The 17,356-nt window shown below is 67.1% G+C and carries 11 protein-coding genes; 3 read left to right on the forward strand and 8 right to left on the reverse strand.

Annotation, left to right across the window (positions count from 1 at the left end; all coding sequences use genetic code 11):
* Positions 1-91: 91 nt before the first annotated feature.
* From OXR08_RS07615 to OXR08_RS07635, 5 genes are all read right to left on the reverse strand, one after another.
* Positions 92-715, reverse strand: a complete 624-nt coding sequence (locus OXR08_RS07615) for a TadE/TadG family type IV pilus assembly protein (protein WP_240313537.1) — start codon at positions 713-715, stop codon at positions 92-94.
* The gene (locus OXR08_RS07620; protein ID WP_112383072.1) at positions 712-1,287 is read right to left on the reverse strand and encodes a TadE/TadG family type IV pilus assembly protein; all 576 of its coding nucleotides are present in this window, start codon (positions 1,285-1,287) and stop codon (positions 712-714) included. Before OXR08_RS07620 ends, OXR08_RS07615 begins: the two co-directional genes overlap by 4 nt.
* Positions 1,284-2,798 (reverse strand): TadE/TadG family type IV pilus assembly protein, encoded by a 1,515-nt coding sequence (locus OXR08_RS07625; RefSeq protein ID WP_150131796.1) that lies wholly within the window; start codon positions 2,796-2,798, stop codon positions 1,284-1,286. The genes OXR08_RS07620 and OXR08_RS07625 overlap by 4 nt, the downstream gene beginning before the upstream one ends.
* A gap of 124 nt (positions 2,799-2,922) precedes the next feature.
* Positions 2,923-3,603, reverse strand: a complete 681-nt coding sequence (locus OXR08_RS07630) for a PAS domain-containing protein (RefSeq protein ID WP_112383074.1) — start codon at positions 3,601-3,603, stop codon at positions 2,923-2,925.
* 111 nt (positions 3,604-3,714) lie between these two features.
* Positions 3,715-5,010, reverse strand: a complete 1,296-nt coding sequence (locus OXR08_RS07635) for an Hsp70 family protein (RefSeq protein ID WP_112383075.1) — start codon at positions 5,008-5,010, stop codon at positions 3,715-3,717.
* 161 nt (positions 5,011-5,171) lie between these two features.
* On the opposite strand from OXR08_RS07635, the gene OXR08_RS07640 reads away from it, so the two are divergent.
* On the forward strand, positions 5,172-6,974 hold the full coding sequence (locus OXR08_RS07640) for a DUF885 family protein (RefSeq protein ID WP_267349152.1): 1,803 nt from the start codon (positions 5,172-5,174) through the stop codon (positions 6,972-6,974).
* Positions 6,975-7,070: 96 nt separating this feature from the next.
* A complete protein-coding gene (locus OXR08_RS07645) occupies positions 7,071-9,428 on the forward strand; it encodes an FdhF/YdeP family oxidoreductase (protein WP_267349154.1) in 2,358 nt (785 codons plus the stop codon).
* 2 nt (positions 9,429-9,430) lie between these two features.
* Here the strand turns inward: OXR08_RS07645 and OXR08_RS07650 are convergent, their stop codons facing one another.
* Positions 9,431-10,498 carry a potassium channel family protein gene (locus tag OXR08_RS07650; RefSeq protein ID WP_240313538.1) on the reverse strand — a complete coding sequence of 356 codons (1,068 nt, stop codon included), beginning with the start codon at positions 10,496-10,498 and terminating at the stop codon, positions 9,431-9,433.
* A 153-nt stretch (positions 10,499-10,651) separates the two neighbouring features.
* Here OXR08_RS07650 and OXR08_RS07655 point away from each other — a divergent pair, with 153 nt between their 5' ends.
* Positions 10,652-13,543, forward strand: coding sequence for a PAS domain-containing protein (locus OXR08_RS07655; protein ID WP_112383079.1), 2,892 nt, complete (start codon positions 10,652-10,654; stop codon positions 13,541-13,543).
* 13 nt (positions 13,544-13,556) lie between these two features.
* Here OXR08_RS07655 and OXR08_RS07660 read toward each other — a convergent pair whose 3' ends face one another.
* Both OXR08_RS07660 and OXR08_RS07665 read right to left on the reverse strand, forming a co-directional pair.
* A complete protein-coding gene (locus OXR08_RS07660; protein ID WP_112383080.1) occupies positions 13,557-14,300 on the reverse strand; it encodes a glycosyltransferase family A protein in 744 nt (247 codons plus the stop codon).
* A 48-nt stretch (positions 14,301-14,348) separates the two neighbouring features.
* Complete coding sequence (locus OXR08_RS07665) at positions 14,349-17,204, reverse strand: TonB-dependent receptor (RefSeq protein ID WP_267349158.1); 2,856 nt, start codon at positions 17,202-17,204, stop codon at positions 14,349-14,351.
* Positions 17,205-17,356: the final 152 nt, after the last annotated feature.

Raw genomic sequence — 17,356 nt, forward strand, 5'->3', positions numbered from 1 at the left:
GCAATGGATGGGCGGAAAGGCCCCCAACGCGCAATGCCCCGAAGTGGTTCGGTCTATGCCGCCTTCTTCACCGACGCGGAAAAACGCATCATCACCCGTAAACCGAACAGAGTGCCTTCTGGCTGTCGCTCAACCCTCCGCTGCCGAGCACATAGCTGGTTCGCTGGCGGACGTTATAGGCCGCGACCGACCGGATCATCCGGCTGCCTGCCGGGATCAGGTCGCCTGCAATGATCGGTTGATAGTCGTACATCACCTCGACGAACATCACCGCCGTGTTGCGCTGCGCCGCGATCTGGTTGCCCGCCGGCCCCATCGCCGTCATCGTGCTGTTCGTCATCGCGGCCGGCGTGCCGTAGCTGGAATCGACCCGCTTGGCGCCCGAACAGCGCTGCCAGCGTATCCATTGGCGCTGCGTATTGCTGGTGCTCTGCTCCAGGTCGGACAGTATGATGCGCCCGTTCGCGCCCAGTCCGATGCGCTGGCCGATCATTCGCGCACCGGTCATGATCTCGTTCACCTGCGCATCGTCGATCGCGTTGGCGCCGCGCCCTGCCGTATCCGCCACGACGGAGGCGACCTGCGACACGCGCTGCACCGCCAGCACGTAATTGGCCGTCTCCACCCCCGTCAGCGCCAGGGCCAGCAGCACGGGCAGCGACAGCGCGAACTCGATCAGCGCCAGGCCGCGCGTGTCGCGGGAAAGCGTACTCAACCGCATATGGTCGCCACCGGGTCCTGCGTGGAATAGGGCTGGTTGCGCATCATCGTCTGCGCGGTGATCCGCTTGGTCGGCGATATGCCGAACGATCCGGTCAGCGGGGCCAGCCGCGGCACGCTGGCCACCACCGTATAGACCAGTATGTCGTCTCCGCGACCCAGCCCGATCCGGCCGGCGTCTTGGTCGTAGATGCCGTTGGGCCGCGCATCCAGCCAGCAATCGCCGGGATCGTAACGGCCATTGCTGTTATTGTCGGTCACCAGCACTTCCGGCCGGCCGACCGAGGAGAAACGGTCATAGGCCTTCTGCTCGAAATCCAGGTCGGTGGCGCGCACCAGCGACTTCACGCGCCGCGTGACGATCGCATCCACCGCCGTCCCGCTCGCCTCCCCCAGGCTCGCCGACCGCACCGCCTCCTGCACCGCGCCCTGCAACACCCCCTGCACATACAGCGTATGCCCGAACTCCAGCACCGCCATCAGGATCATCATGAGCGGCATGACGATCAGCGCGAACTCCACGATCGTCGCCCCCCGCGCATCGCCAACCAGCCTGCGCGACGTCACTGCGTAAGCCTCAGCGCGCCGATCTTCTTCCCGATATCCTTGAACACGTCGATCAGCGCCTGATTGTCGGTCGCGTTCTGCGCCATGCCATCGCTGGCGCAGTTCTGGCGGCGGGTGTCGAGGGACGTGGCAAAGCCGACGACGATGATCCTGGCGCCTGTCTCCTTCACCCGGTCGCAGGCGATGGAGAAGCGTGTGTCGTGCAGGTTGCCCAACCGGGTCTCGCTGGTGGCCGTGCTGCCCGATACGCGCGCATCGTACCGCTCGATGCCGTAAGCGCTGTAGGCGGTCATCGACGGGTCCATCTGGCCATCGGTCATGAAGATGACATAGCGATTGACCGGCAGGTTCTTGTAGGTGGTCGGGCTATCGCCGAAGATGCCCGCGGACGAGATCAACCGTCCGCCCCAGATCATGCCGATATCGTGATAGGTCGCACCGACCGGAGTCAGGTCATCGACATAGTCGCTCAGGTCATTGCGCGTCCAGTCGGCGAGGCGGCGGGCCGGATACGGGCATGCGGTGCTGCGTGAAACTCGCTGCTCATCCGGATCATAGGGTGGCCAGCGGGTTCCCTCCGAGAACGGTTCCCGGTTGATGTCGAGATCATAGGCGTTATCCGGCGCATAGGTCGCGGATGGCGCGATATAGGCGGTGTCGCGCTCCTCGATGCACCCCAGTTGCGTGTTCGCATCGCTCGCCCATGCGCGAAACCACGCGTCCGAATGGTTCTCGGTGTGCGTGGGATAGCTGCAATTCTGCCCGCGGCTGTCGCATCGCTCGTAGCGGTACTTGGCCGGATCACGGATGAATTTGGGATCGCGCGCATAGATCAACTTGCCGACGTTCACCGTGCTGGAAAACGGCACCACGCCGTAGCGCAGCCGCATGCCCGCCGATTCAAGCTGATCCTGCATCGGCTTCAGTTCGTCATACAGCGCCAGCACCGCCTTGCGCAGCCCGGCGATGCGCGATCCGCCCGACGAGGCGCACGATCCCGTGCAGTCGCTGCCGTTCGGCCGCCATGCCATCGATCCGGTCACGTCCAGCACCAGCACGATGTCCGTGTTCACAAAATTCTGGGACGCGGTACAGCTGACCGAGATGGGCAGCCGCTCATAGCCGAACAGCTTCATGATCGTGGTCGGCACCGCGGTCTTTGCCTCCATGCCGATCACGCCGACATCGGGATGGGTGACGGTCGGGGTGAAGCTTGCGACCTGGAAGCTGGCGGCGGGAAAGTTGAAGTTGAAGAACTTGCGCGCTTCCGCCTCGACGCCGGCGTTGAACACGTCCCCTTCCATGATCCGTCGCCCGGCCAGCGCGCCTGCGTCGCAGGCCTGTTGCAGGCGTACCTTGGCGGTATAGCTGCGTCCCATGTCGACCGCGGACCCCATCATCCCGGTCAGCGGGATCATCGCGAACGCGACGATCGCCAGCGTATTGCCCGCAACGTTGCGCAGCGGGGCGGCGCAGAAGGACCGGATCCACCGGGTCGGCAGCATCGACATGACAGGCTTGGCTTCATCCTCGGTCGGAAACCGTTTCGAGATCAAGCCAACTCGATATGGGTCGAATCTTAAATCATTGCTACTCGGGGATAAATTCCGCCAATTTGGGGATTGTCGTCGCGGCTCACATTTCGCGCGGCAGCGTGATCATGTTCCGCGCCGGCTCGCCGTCAAAGGCGCGCAGGGTGCGCTCGATCTTCATCAGACCGGCATGGCTCAGGTGGATCACGTCGGTCAGGTCGCGATCGGCCTGCAACAGGCCATATTGGCACAACACCTTGATCCAGCGCCCCACCATCGGTGCGCTCACGCTCGCCGCGTTCGAAATGGTGGCCTGCGTCGCGATGCGACCCTCCGCTTCGGCCAGATAGACTTCCAGCAGGATGACGCCGAGATGGTCGCCGAACAGTTCCTCGCCGAATTCCTGTCGACGCGTTTCGTACAGCCGCTGCAACCGCAAGGCTGCACGCCACAATCCGAACGGCGACGCGTCCTCGGCCGGGCAACGCTCCCACGTCACCGTCGCCAGCAAACGGTCGCGTTCCCGCGCCATGGTCACCAGCAGGCTGGCATGGGCGACGGTGCCGTCCGGGCGCCGATAGCGCTTCTGCAGCGTGCTGGGCGCCCCCCGCGCGGTCATGGATCGCAGCATCTTGCTGCTTTTCGCGATATCGTCGGGGAGCGTGATCGTCTTGTACGATGCGCCGATCAGGCTGCGTTCGTTCCGCTGCACCAGCGTGCAGAAAGCGCGATCGACATCCAGAATCACGCCGCTCGTGGTCGATACGCAATGCGCGGAGAGCATCGCCCGCTCCTGTTAAGCCCCCGCATCCTCCCTGATCCGGGGTTCCCCTATCATGCGTAAGTAAAACGGGGCATTTTGCATAGATATTTTAGCGTTCGCAAACGGTTGCGGTCATGCCGTCCAGGCGGCGACGTCATCCTGCCGGGCGATCAGCGCCAGACCGTCGGCGATCGAGGTCAACTCTCCGCCGGTGCCGATCCGCTCCGCCCCGAATCGCTTCGTAAAGATCGCGCGTACCGCAGGCACCAGTGACGTGCCGCCGGTCAGGAACACCCGGTCGATCTCGCCTTCCGTGACCCCCGCCTCGGCCAGCGCCCGATCCACCGCCCCGGCCATCCGCGCGACATCCGCCGCGATCCACCCCTCAAACTCCGCCCGCAAAACCCCCGCCTCAATCACAACCTCTTCACTAGAAAAGGAAAAATGGGCCGAATGACCTTGCGTCAGTGCACGTTTCAGACGCCCGACCGCGTCATATAGCGGAAAGGCCAGTTCGTGTTCGATGAGGGCGATCATCCGGCTGATCGGCTGCGGATCGATTGCGGTGCGGCGCAGAGTTTCCAGTTCGGCCAGTGTGCGGCGGTTCCGCATCAGGGCGAGTTTCGACCAGTCGGCGAGATCGGCGAAATAGCCGCCCGGAATGTCGAGGATCTTGTCGAACGAGCGATATTTTCCGCCTTTTCCAAGAAAGGGCAGGACCAGCTTGTCGACGATGCGTGCGTCGAAACGGTCGCCGGCGATGCCGACACCGGCATGGCCCAGCGGCACGCAACGTTGCGCCGCCCCGGGCTCCGCGATCCGCACGACGGAAAAGTCGCTCGTCCCGCCCCCGAAATCGGCCACGAGCAGCGTCGTCGGCTCGGTCAGGTGCGCGGCATAGCCGAACGCGGCGGCCAGAGGCTCATAGACATAATGCACCTCGCGCGCGAAGCCGGCGAACATCGCGTCATAACGCTGCCGCGCAAGGGCCTCGTCGGGCCGCGAGCCGGCATAGGTCACCGGCCGCCCGACCACGACACGATCGAGCCGGTCGAGCGCGCCGCCCGCATGGCGCGTGAGCTTGTCCAGGAACAGGCGGCCCAGTTCCTCGAACCGGAACCGCTTCTCGAACACCGGTGCCGTGTCGAAGGATCGGCTGGCGGCGGTCGACTTGAACGATTGCAGGAAGCGGCTGTCCGAGGGGTATTCGAGATATTCGCGGATCGCCCCCGGCCCCGCCTCCACCGCCAGCCCGCCGCGCACATCCTCGTCATGCCAGAAGCAGAGCGCGCTGCGGAACACCTCCCCTTCCACCGTGTCCAGGCGGACCAGCGAGGGTGCTTCCCCGTCCGGTCCGGCAAGTGCGGCAACGGTATTGGTCGTGCCGAAGTCGAGGCCGATGGCGCGGGGGGCGGCGGGAGCGGTCATGAAAATATAGTCCGGCAGGAAAGAGGGGCGCGCCTTTAGCCCGGATCGCCGCGTGCACAAAGCTGTCGCGGATCACTGCCACCAGCGTATAGAGGAGGGACCTTCTTCCAACGACTTGCCGCTTGGCGGCCGGTCCACCCTTGCCAGCGCCGGGAGTGCCCATGCAGCGTCGCCAGTTTCTTGCATCCGTTGGTTTGGGCGCTGTGGCGGGGGCGTGGCCGGGTATGGCGCGTGGGGCGGGGGGCAGTCCGGATGGCCGGTTGCGGGAGATGCTGGACCGGTTCTTCTACGAGCGGTTGGAGGACAGTCCGGAGCAGGCGACGTCGCTGGGGCTGGATACCGGGGCGCGGGCGGGGCTGAAGGCGCGGCTGTCCGATGCGTCGCGGGCCGGGGAGGCGCGGGCGTTCGCGCGGGCGCGCAGCGAGCAGGCGGCGCTCCGCACGATCCCGCGTGCAGCCCTGGGCGAGGCGGCGAAGCTGGATTACGACGTGGTCGCCTATAGCCTGGACCGGGTGATCGCGGGCGAGCGATACCCGTTCGGATCGAACGCGGGCCGCTATGCGCCCTATGTGCTGAGCCAGTTGACCGGCGCTTACCGCGACGTGCCGGACTTTCTGGCGAACCAGCACCGGGTGCACAACGCCGCGGATGCCGACGCCTATGTCGCGCGCGTCGAGGCCTTTGCCGGCGCCATCGATGCCGAGACGCAGCGCCAGCGCGAGGACGCGGCCAAAGGCGTCTTCGCCCCCGATTACATATTGGACACGACGCTGAAGCAACTGGCCGCGGTCCGCGACAAGGCGCACGAGGCAACCGGGCCGGTGAGCGATCTGGCGGCCAAGCTGAAGGCCGCCGACCTGCCGCCCGAGCGCGCCGACGCCGTGGCGGCGCTGATGCGCGAGCGGGTCTTCCCCGCCCTCGACCGGCAGCGTGCGCTGGTGACCGGATTGCGCGAGCGGGCGGTGCATGACGCGGGTGTATGGCGCCTGCCGGATGGTGCGGCCTATTACGCCGCGGCGGCGAGCGCCGCGACGACGACGGAGCTGACCGGCGACGAGATCCACCGGCTGGGGCTGGCCCAGGTCGCGGAGATCGGCGCGCGGATCGACGCCATCCTGCGCGCGCAGGGAATGTCCCAGGGCAGCGTGGGCGAGCGGCTGGTCGCGCTGAACAAGCGGCCGGATCAACTCTATCCGAACACCGATCCGGGGCGCGAGGCGCTGCTGGAACAGTTGCGCGGCCAGATCGCGGCGATGACCCGGCGGCTGCCCGAGCAGTTCGCGGTGCTGCCCCGCGCGCCCGTCGAGGTGCGCCGCGTACCGGAGGCGATCCAGGCCGGCGCGCCGGGCGGCTATTACCAGTCCGCGTCGCTGGACGGGACGCGGCCGGCGATCTACTTCATCAACCTGCGCGACACGTTCGACCGGCCTAAATTCGGCCTCGCCACGCTCAGCTATCACGAGGCGGTGCCGGGCCATCATCTGCAGGTGATGTCCGCACTGGAGAGCGAGGACATTCCCCTGATCCGCCGGCGCGGCTTCTATTCGGGCTATTCGGAGGGTTGGGCGCTCTATGCGGAGCAGCTGGCCGACGAGATGGGGATGTATGACGGCGACCCGCTGGGCCAGGTCGGCTATCTGCAATCGCTGTTGTTCCGCGCGACGCGGCTGGTGGTCGATTCGGGCATGCACGCCAAGCGGTGGAGCCGCGAGAAGGCGACCGATTACCTGATCGCGACCACCGGCATCGCACGCGGGCGCAGCCAGGCGGAGATCGATCGCTACACCGTCTGGCCCGGTCAGGCGTGCAGCTACAAGATCGGGCATACCGTCTGGACCCGCCTGCGCGACGAGGCGAAGCGCAAGGCGGGTGCGCGCTGGGACCCCAAGACGTTTCACCGCATCCTGACCATGGGGGCCATGCCGCTGACCGTGCTGGAGAAGATCGCGCGCGAGCGGATGTAGCGACCGTTTCGTCGCGCCATCCGGCGGGCCTGATCTGGGTAATGGCGTGGGCGGATCGGTGCGCCCACCGCCCATCGTTCATGAAGGAGTGACGCGATGGTCGATGCCCGCAAGAACGCCCCCGAACAGCCGCCCGCCGGCGGATGGGGCGCGCTGAACGCCACCGAACGGCAACTGGCGCGGCAAAAGGTGCTGGTGAAGGGCAATCGCGCGCTGCTGAACATGAACAAGCCGGGCGGGTTCGACTGCCCGAGCTGTGCGTGGCCCGATCCCAAAAAGCCGCATACCGCCGAATATTGCGAGAATGGCGCCAAGGCGGTGGCGTGGGAGGCGACTGCCAAGCGCACCGGCCCGGACGTGTTCGCCGCCCACAGCGTGACCGAGCTGCGTGGATGGAGCGACCATGAGCTGGAGGATCACGGCCGCCTGACCCACCCGCTGCGCTACAATGCGGATACCGACCGGTACGAGGCGGTCGACTGGCGCACCGCGATCAGCGAGATCGGCGAGCATGTCCGCGGGCTCGACCCCACCCGCGTCGAACTCTACACCTCCGGCCGCACCTCGAACGAGGCGGCGTTCCTGTGGCAGACCTATGGCCGGCTGCTCGGCACCAACAACTTCCCCGACTGTTCGGACATGTGCCACGCGACGACGACGATGGCGCTCCCTGAGAGCATCGGCGTCGGCAAGGGCACGGTGACGCTGGACGATTGGGACGCCTGCGACGCATTGTTCATCATCGGCCAGAATCCGGGCACCAATTCGCCGCGAATGCTGGGCTATCTGCACGACATGGCCAAGCGCGGCGTGCCGATCCTGACCTTCAACCCGTTCAAGGAACGCGCGCTCGTCAAGTTCACCGACCCGCAAAGCCCGGTCGAGATGCTGACCGGGCGCGGCCAGACGATCAGTTCCAACTATTTCCAGCTTCGCACCGGCGGCGACATCGTCGCGATGCAGGCGATCGCCAAGCTGGTGATCGAGGCGGACGACGCCGCCCGGGCCGCGGGCGAGCCCCGGATCCTGGACGTGGACTTCATTGCCGAGCATACCCACGGCTTCGACGCTTTCGCCGATTATGTCCGCGGGCTGGACTGGCCGACGATCGAGCGGTTCACCGCCCTGACCCGCGACCATCTGCAACAGGCGGCCGACGTGTATATGAAGGCGGATCGGGTGATCGCCTGCTGGGGCATGGGCATCACCCAGCACCGGCGCGGCGGCGATGCCATGCAGCAGATCATCAACCTGTTGCTGCTTCGCGGGAATATGGGCCGGCTGGGCGCCGGCGCCTGCCCCATTCGCGGCCATTCCAACGTGCAGGGCGACCGCACCGTCGGGATCAACAAGACGCCCGCCGAGCCGTTCCTGAAGCGGATGGACGAGGCGTTCCACTTCACCGCGCCGCGCGCCTGGGGGCACGACACCGCCGAATGCTGCGAGGCGATCCTGCGCGGCGACGTCGATGCGTTTCTGGCGATGGGCGGCAATTTCTTTCGCGCGATCCCCGATACCGACCGGATCGGCGCGGCGGTGCCGTCGATCGGCCTGACCGTCTATGTCGCGACCAAGCTGAACCGCAGCCACCTGACTTATGGCCGGCGATCCTACATCCTGCCGGCGCTCGGCCGGACGGAAACCGATATGCAGGCGGGTGGGCAGCAGACGGTGACGGTGGAGGACAGCTTCGCCATGGTGCACGGATCGACCGGGCAGTTGACGCCCGCCAGCCCGCTATGCCGGTCCGAACCCTGGATTATCGCCGAGCTGGCCAAGGCAAGCGTGGCAGGGCGCGGCACGGTGGACTGGGACGCGATGATCGCCGATTACAGCCTGATCCGCGACAAGATCGCACAGGTGATCCCCGGCTTCGAGGATTACAACGCCCGCATCCAGGAGCCGGGCGGCTTCCACCTGCCGATCCCGGCGCGCGAGCGGGTATGGGAAACGGACACGGGCAAGGCCAATTTCCTGTTCGTTCCCGGCATGATGGACGAGGATGACGACGTGCCGGAAGCGCCGCATCTGCAATTGATGACGATCCGCAGCCACGACCAGTTCAACACGACCATCTATTCCTACAACGACCGCTATCGCGGGGTGTCGGGCCAGCGGATGGTGGCGTTCCTGAACCAGGACGACATGGTCGATCTGGGCGTGACGGAGGGCGACTGGGTCCAGTTCGAAACGGTTGCGGTCGACGGGATCGAGCGGCGCGTGGCCGGGTTCAAGGCGGTCGCCTATGACCTGCCCCGCGGATGCTGCGCCGCTTATTATCCGGAAACCAACGCGTTGCTGCCGCTCGACCACCGCGACAAGCGGAGCAACACGCCCGCGGCGAAATCGGTGCCGGTGCGCATCACGCGGGTCGATTCGGGGGCACCCGCATCCAGCGAGCCGGAGGTTGCCGAACAGCGGCCGAGCGCCGTGGGCCCGGTGCCGGTGGCGTAAGGCTATGTGTCTCTCTCCCCTCCCTCTGCCCGGCGGGGGGAGGGATCGGGTTGTTCGACCAGTTCGATCACCATGTCACCGGCCTCCAGCCGGGCGGCGTCGGGTTCCAGCACCCCGATCGCCCGGTCGCCGCGATAGATGCGGACGATCTGGCCGCCCGCCATATCGCGCGGCGAGCGGCCGATTTCCTCTGCCCGTACCGCACGTTCGCGCAGTTCGATCTTGCCGCCGCGGGTGACGAGATCGGCGACATAATCGGCGATGTGCGGGCCGGCGGTACACTGCGCGAGCAGCTGCCCGCCGAAGCTGACGGGGTTGACGATGATGCTGGCACCGGCATCGCGCGCCAGCAACTCGTTCTCGATCGCCGCGATCGACACCGCGACCCCGGCATCGGGGGCCAGGCGCCGGCAGGTCAGGATGATCAGCACCGCGGTGTCGTCGCGCCCCGGACAGACGATCACGTTGCGCGCCGCCTCCACCTTGGCGATTTCCAGCACCTTGTTGTGCGTCGCATCGCCCTCCACCGTGGCGACGCCCCATTCCTGCGCGATGCGCAGCCGTTCGGTATCGGTATCGACCACCACGATGCGCTCGGGCGCATGACCGCGTTCCAGCAGCTCGCCGACCGCGGCCGATCCCGACCGGCCATAGCCGCACACGATGACGTGATCGCGCAATTCCCGCCTGACGAGGCCCATTCGCCACCGCTCCCATCCTTGCCTGAGCATGAAGCTGTAGGCGCTGCCGAGGAAAATGAGGAACACGAAGATGCGGATCGGCGTGACGACGAAGGTATCGAACATCCGCGCCGAATTGCTGACCGGCACGATGTCGCCATAGCCGACGGTCGTGACCGTGATGACGGTGAAATAGACGATGTCGAGGAAGCTGACGCTGCCGTCGATATTGTCGCGAAGCCCGGCACGGTCGAGCCAGTGCCCGCCCAGCGCGATGCCGACGAGCAGCAGGACCGCCGCACCGCGGATCGCCAGCGTGGTCAGCGGGCTCAGGCGACCGGCGCGGTAGAAGCGCGGGCGGACCGCCATCACCGCGGCGGGCGCCGCCATCCGGCTGGGGGGCAGCGCGCGCGGTCTGGCGGGTCGGGCACGGTGATGATGATGCACGAACCTGCCCTCTTGCCTCCGGATATGACGATACCTCTGATAGCATAGCCTGCGAATAACGCATCAAAGCACGGTGACCTGCGTTAAGCTGTTGTGATGACACGCGAACCGCTCCCCCTGTGCGTCGATGACGTCATCATCACGGATGATCTGGCGCACCGGGGCACGCGTGCGCCGGACCACGCCATGGAGGCGGCGGCCCTTGCCACCCTGGTCGAGGAGCTGACCGAGCGGCCCGGCAACCTGTTGCAGAAGCTGTGCGAAACGCTGGTCGATCTTGGCGTGGCGGATTCGGCGGGCATCAGCCTGATCGAGGATGGCAATGCCGGGCGCTTCCGCTGGGTGGCGCTGGCCGGCAGGTGGGAACAGTTCCGTGGCGGCACCATGCCCGTCGATGCCAGCCCGTGCGGGGTGGTGATCCAGCGTGACACCATGCTGCTGTTCGAACGTCCCGAACGCGCCTTTCCCGCCGCGTGGGCGGAGCCGCGGATCCATGAGGTGCTGCTTGTCCCCTTTCATGCGGGCGAGCGGCCGATCGGCACGCTGTGGATCATCACGCACGACCCGGCGCGCATGTTCGACGGCGAGGATGTGCGCATCCTCAAGCGGCTGGGCCGGTTCGCCTCCGCCGCACACCGGATGAACCATGCGCTGGCCTCCGCCACGTTCGGCCGGGCGGAGCTGGAACGCGAGGTGGAGGAACGCTCGCAGGCGCTGCGGGAGCGCGAACAGCGGCAGAGCTTCCTGCTGAACCTGTCCGACGCGTTGCGCCCGCTGACCGACGCTGCCGAGATCGCGCAACTGGCCACGGCCCGGCTGGGCGAGCGGCTGGGCGTGGCGCGGGTGTTTTACGGCGATGTCTGCGACGACCGGCTGACGGTGACGTGCGACCATGCCAGCGGCGTGCCATCGATCGTCGGCGAACACAGCATGGCGGCGTTCGACTACGCCTTCATGGGCGAATATCGGCCGGGCGCACTGGTGAGCGTCAGCGATGTCGCGGCCGACCCTCGGCTGAACGCGGCCGCCCGCGACCAGCTGCGTGCGCGACAGGTCGCGGCGTTCGTCGACCTCACGCTGTTCCGCGACGACCGGCGCGTCGGCATCCTGGCGGTGCAGCACGACCACCCGCGCGCGTGGACACCCGCCGAGGAGGGCATGATCCGCGAGGTCGGCGAGCGCGTCCACTGGGCGATCGAGCGCGTCCGGATCGATGCGGCCCGGCGCAAGAGTGAGGAGCGTTACCGCACGCTGTTCGAGTCGATGGACGAGGCCTATGCCGTGGTCGAGGTGCTGAAGGACGCCGAGGGCGCCTGGGTGGACTTCCGCTTCATCGAGGTCAATCCGGCGTTCATGAGCCACACCTCGATCCCCTATCCAGTCGGCCGGACCGCCACCGAGCTGCTCGGCAATCCCAATCCGCGCTGGACGCAGCTTTACGGACAGGTGCTGGACACCGGCACGCCGCTGCGTGTCGAGGAGGCCGAGGTGACGTTGGGCCGCACCTTCGACCTCAACATCTTTGCGCTCAAGGGGCAGGAAAACCGGGTCGCGGTGCTGTTCAGCAACATCACGGAGCGCAAGCGTGCCGAAGAGGCGCGGCGCGCCAGCGAGGAACAGTTCCGCCAGTTCGGCCACGCCTCGCGCGACATATTGTGGATCCGCGAGGCGCAGGGGCTGCAATGGCGCTATCTGACGCCGGCGTTCGAGACGATCTACGGCCTCCCGCGCGAGGCGGCGATGGCGGGGGACAATTATCGCGGCTGGCTGGACCTGATCCTCCCTGCGGACCGGGCCCGCGCCATCGATGCGATCGAGCGGGTTCGGCGCGGCGTGCCGGTAACGTTCGAATATCGCATCTGCCGACCCGGCGACGGCGCGATCCGCTGGCTGCGCGATACCGATTTCCCGATCCTGGACGACAGCGGCGCGGTGATGCTGATCGGCGGGGTCGGCCACGACTTCACCGAAGCGCGGGAAGCGGAGTTGCGCCTGAAGACGCTGGTCGAGGGTATCCCCCAGCTGGTGTGGCGCGCGGTGGACGGGGGCGAATGGACCTGGGCCAGCCCGCAATGGACCGCATATAGCGGCCAGCGCCCGGATGCCTATTGCGACTGGGGCTGGCTGGACGCCGTCCATGCGGAGGACCGGGCCGCGGCACGCGCGGCATGGAGTCAGGCGCTGCTGCAGGGCGGGTTCGAGGTGGAATATCGCATCAGGCGGCAACGCGACGGCGAGTATCGCTGGTTCCAGACGCGCGCCGCGCCGGTGCGGGACGAGGCGGGCGCGATCATCGAATGGCTCGGCACATCCACCGACATCGACGATCTGCGCACGATGCATGCGCGCCAGCAGGTGCTGGTCGCCGAGTTGCAGCACCGCACCCGCAACCTGATCGCGGTGGTCCGCTCCACCGCCGAAAAGACGATGCGCCGCGCGGCCAACCTTGCCGATTTCCGCGAGCGGTTCGGCGACCGGCTGGGTGCGCTGGCGCGGGTGCAGGGCCTGCTCTCCCGGCTGGACGAGCATGACCGGGTGACGTTCGACGCGCTGATCCGCGCCGATCTGCGCGCGATGGGCGTGCTGGGCGAGGGATGCACGCAGCGGGTGACGCTGGACGGGCCGGCGGGCGTGCGCCTGCGATCCAGCACGGTGCAGATGCTGACGATGGCGCTGCACGAGCTGGCGACCAATGCCGCCAAATATGGCGCGCTGCATCAGCCGGGCGGCCATCTGGCGATCCGCTGGTGGCTGGGCGTGGAGGGCGATGCGGGCGAGCCGTGGCTGCATATCGACTGGCGCGAAAGCGGGGTCGCCATGCCCGATCCCGCCTCCGCCCCGACCGGCACGGGGCAGGGCCGCGAACTGATCGAACGCGCCCTGCCCTATCAGCTACGCGCGCGAACGACCTATGTGCTGGGCCGGTACGGCGTGCATTGCACCATCGCCATTCCGGTGTCGGCGGCGCCCTTCGCAGAAGGGGCGTGACCCCGCCCCCGCCTCAGGCGTCTTCCAGCGTCGACAGATAGGGGTGGGCCAAGACGCGGCGGGCATTGGTGGCGGCGATCGCGGTGTCGTTGACCAGCCGGCTGCCCGCGACAGTGCGATACCGGGCCACCACCGCATCGATCCGGGCGAAGCGGGCCCCCGCGGCCGCGGCACGGGTATAGAAATCCCAGTCGTTGCAATTGTGGAAGGACGGATCGAAGCCGCCCACCGCCTCCACCGTCGCCCGGCGCACGATCGCCCAGGACGGCCCGATCACCCCGCCATGGCGCAGCGCCACCCGGATGTCGTCGCCCCACCAGCCGCATTCGGCGGGACCGGGTTCGCCGTCCCCTTCGACCCGCGAGAAATGCCCGCACACCACGTCCGCCTCCGCGCCCCCGGCGATCAGCGCCTCGGCCGCACCGGGCAGCCACACATCGTCGCTGTCGAGAAAGGCGATCCACGGCGACCGGCACAACGCGGCGCCGACGTTGCGGGCGTTGGAGGCGCCCCCGTTGCGCGGCAGGATGGCGGCGACGACGCGCGGCCGGTGCGCCACCTCCAGCGCCCGGATCACCGCCGCGCTGGTGTCACTCGATCCGTCATCGACCACGATCACGCGCGCCGGGGCATGATCCTGCGCCAACACGCTGGCGACCGCATCGGCGACAACATGCGCGCGGTTGAAACAGGGAATGACGACGTCATAGGCGGGCAGTGGCAGGTCCACTGCGAACAGGTCGGCGATGCTGTGCATGATCCATGTATGTGCGGCACGGCATCACCGATCAAGGCCCGCGCCCCCTCAGCGCCCGAAATTTAGCCGCGCGCCGGCATACAGGAACCGCCCGACGGGCGAGATCGGCACATTGGTCTCGAACCCGATATCCGGCTTCTGGTCGGCGAGGTTGTTGACGCCCGCATAAAAGGCCAGCCCGTCATTGGCCCGGACCTGCACCTGCACGTCATGCTGCCACAGTTCCTTGAAGCGGAAATAGCGCGGATCGACGAAGGAGGGATTGTCGTCGGTGACGACCCGCGCGAAGCGGCGCACCCCGTTCTGCCAGCGCAGATTGTAGCTGAGCGTCAGCGCGTCGATCGTCCAGGTGGGCGAGAAGGTGAGGTTGTATTTCGGACGGAACGGCCGGTCGCGATTATCCTCGATCGCCGCACCCGGCGTCGCGATCTGTTCCAGCCGGTGGAGATAGCCCCCGACCAGCCGCAGGTCGAACGCACCATAGCGACCGGCCGGCACCTGATAGGCGACGTTCAACTCCAGCCCGGCGGTGCGGAAGGCGGCGACATTCTCGGGCTGCACGACATAGCCGTCGATATAGCCGCTGCCGCTCGCCCGGCTGATCGTTTCGCAGAACGGGTTGTCGGTCGTCGGCTGGTCGACGCACAGTTGTGCGACGGTGGTCGCGCTCGCCGTGTTGATCGCGTCGCGCAGGCGGATATCGTACCAGTCCAGCCCGACCTGCAGGCGCGGCACGAAGCGCGGGCGCAGCACGACGCCCGCCGTCCAGGTGCGGGCCACCTCCGCGCGCAGGTCCGCATTGCCCTGCCGGACGCCCGGAATGTTGACGTTGGCGTCGGGATTGTTGGCGGCGATGAAGGTCGCCGGGTCGCCCCCCGCCGCGGCGACCAACGCACGGCAATTCGCATCGCGGAACTGCGTACCCTGATCGCGATTGCCGACATAACAGGGATCGCTGACGAAGTCGCTGGCGCCGGTGCGCGGACGGAATATCTCAGCGATATTGGGCGCGCGTACCGACCGGCCATAGGATCCGCGGATACTGATATCCTCGACCGGTGCCCAGATGCCGTTGAACTGATAGGCGCGCGTGTTGCCCACCGTCGAATAGTCTGAATAGCGCCCGGCCGCGCCCACCGACAACAGATGGGCAAAGGGCATGTCCTTCAACAGCGGCACGTTCAGCTCGCCAAACGCCTCCCACACGTCGAACCGGCCGCTGGACGGCGTCGGGATGACATATTCGTCATATTGGTAGAAGATGTTGTCGACCAGTTCCTGCGCAGGGCGGAAGCGGCTGGATTCACGGCGGTATTCGCCGCCCACCGCAAACTGCACCGGCCCGCCGGGCAGGGTGAAGAACTGCCCGAAATCACCGGTCAGGGCTGCGTTCACCACATGCTGTTCGATCCGCGCATCGCTGACCGGATCGAACAGGTAGTAATCGAACGACGCCGGGTTCACCGTGTTCGCGCCAAAGGTGTTGACGGGCACGCAGCCCGCCGCCCGCGCCGCGGCGGAGCGGCAGACGATCGCCCCCGTGGCGGGATCGCGAACGGCGTCCAGCGCCTGGGTGAACTGCGTTGCCAGCCGGTCGTTCAGCTTCGTCGCGCGCAGGTCGGTGCGGCCATAGGTATAGGATATGTCGTAGGCGGCATGCTCGCTGATCGCGCCGGCCGCATCCACCACCCCGCGCCAGGTGCGGCGCCGGTCCCGCTCGCCGCGGCGGGGAATATCGAAATTGTTGCGGCTGATGTCGATCGAGCCCAGCCCGGCGGCATTGGCGGCCGCGAGGATCGTGGCCGGAACGAACGGATTGTCGAGCGCGATGGTGGCGGGATAGTTGCCGCCATAGCCGGCAAAGGTCGTCACCTCGGTCTGGACGAACTTGCCCTCCACGCTCAGCTTGAACGCGTCCGACGCATCGAACCGGCCGAGCAGGTTGAAGGCATGGCGCTCCGTCCGGGGAAAGATGTCGCCGATATAGCCCGCGACCGGCGTGTCGTCCCCACCCGTCGAATAGCCGTCATTGTCCAGCCGCACGCCCGGCGTATAGATCGCGCCGTCGCCGCGGTAGCGGACGCCGCCGATATCGACGATGCCATAGGTGGAACTGTCCGGGTAGCGCAGGTCGCGCACCGGCCCCGACTGGTAGCTGCCCGGCCGGGTCGGGTCATAGCCGTTCAGATTGACGAAGTTCGCGCGGTTCGCCCCCCTCAGGAAATCGCGATCGTCATTGGCGAGCGGGTCCTCGCCATAATATTCGTAGGCCGCGGTCAGGTTCGCCCGATTGTCCGCGAAGTTGCGCCCGACGATCACCGACGCAAACCGGTTGCCCGCGTCGCCGCGTTCCGAAATCCCCACCTGCCCGCGCGCGGCGACCCCGTCGAAATCGCGGCGCAGGATGAAGTTGACCACCCCCGACACCCCGTCCGCGCCGTAGATGGCCGAGGCCGCACCGGTCAGCACGTCGACCCGCTCGATCAGGTCGGTGGGGATCGCGTTGATGTCCACCGCGGCGGTATCGGGCTGGCCCGCGACATGGCGGCGGCCGTTGACCAGCACCAGCGTCCGCTCCGGCCCCAGCCCGCGCAGGTCGAGCAGGTTGAGCCCGACCTGACCCAGCGCGCCGTCCGCCTGCGCGTTGCCGGCGGTGCGCGTGCTGTCCAGCGAATTGGTGAGCGCCGGCACGCGTTGCAGGAAGCTGGTGACGTTGGTGTTGCCCGATTGTTGGATACGCGCGGCATCGAACGACACGATCGGGTTGGGCGCCTCGTAATCGGGGCGCTGGATGCGCGATCCGGTGACGACGATATCGGCGGCAGGCGCCTCGGCCGCGCTGTCCGGCGTAGCCGGATCGGCCTGCTGCTGTGCAGCGGCGGGCACGGCCACGAAAACAGCCACACCCGCAAGAAGGGCGTGGCGCGAGAATGTCGGCATCGGCATCGGCATCGGTATATGTCCCCCTCAATCGCACCCTGAACGATTTGTTCTGTTTTGTTCCATGATAAATAGCGACCGGCCAATTGGTTGCACGCTGGCCCCGGCGCTTTGGA

This window comes from Sphingomonas sp. GM_Shp_2 (genome assembly GCF_026540875.1).
In the GTDB taxonomy this organism is placed as follows: Bacteria; Pseudomonadota; Alphaproteobacteria; order Sphingomonadales; family Sphingomonadaceae; genus Sphingomonas; species Sphingomonas carotinifaciens.

Excerpts from the sequence above, each read along its gene's own strand:
- OXR08_RS07625 (WP_150131796.1), bottom strand. The coding sequence starts at position 2,798 with ATGTCGATGCTGCCGACCCGGTGGATCCGGTCCTTCTGCGCCGCCCCG.
- OXR08_RS07630 (WP_112383074.1), bottom strand. The coding sequence starts at position 3,603 with ATGCTCTCCGCGCATTGCGTATCGACCACGAGCGGCGTGATTCTGGAT.
- OXR08_RS07635 (WP_112383075.1), bottom strand. The coding sequence starts at position 5,010 with ATGACCGCTCCCGCCGCCCCCCGCGCCATCGGCCTCGACTTCGGCACG.
- OXR08_RS07640 (WP_267349152.1), top strand. The coding sequence starts at position 5,172 with ATGCAGCGTCGCCAGTTTCTTGCATCCGTTGGTTTGGGCGCTGTGGCG.
- OXR08_RS07645 (WP_267349154.1), top strand. The coding sequence starts at position 7,071 with ATGGTCGATGCCCGCAAGAACGCCCCCGAACAGCCGCCCGCCGGCGGA.
- OXR08_RS07650 (WP_240313538.1), bottom strand. The coding sequence starts at position 10,498 with ATGGCGGCGCCCGCCGCGGTGATGGCGGTCCGCCCGCGCTTCTACCGC.
- OXR08_RS07655 (WP_112383079.1), top strand. The coding sequence starts at position 10,652 with ATGACACGCGAACCGCTCCCCCTGTGCGTCGATGACGTCATCATCACG.
- OXR08_RS07660 (WP_112383080.1), bottom strand. The coding sequence starts at position 14,300 with ATGCACAGCATCGCCGACCTGTTCGCAGTGGACCTGCCACTGCCCGCC.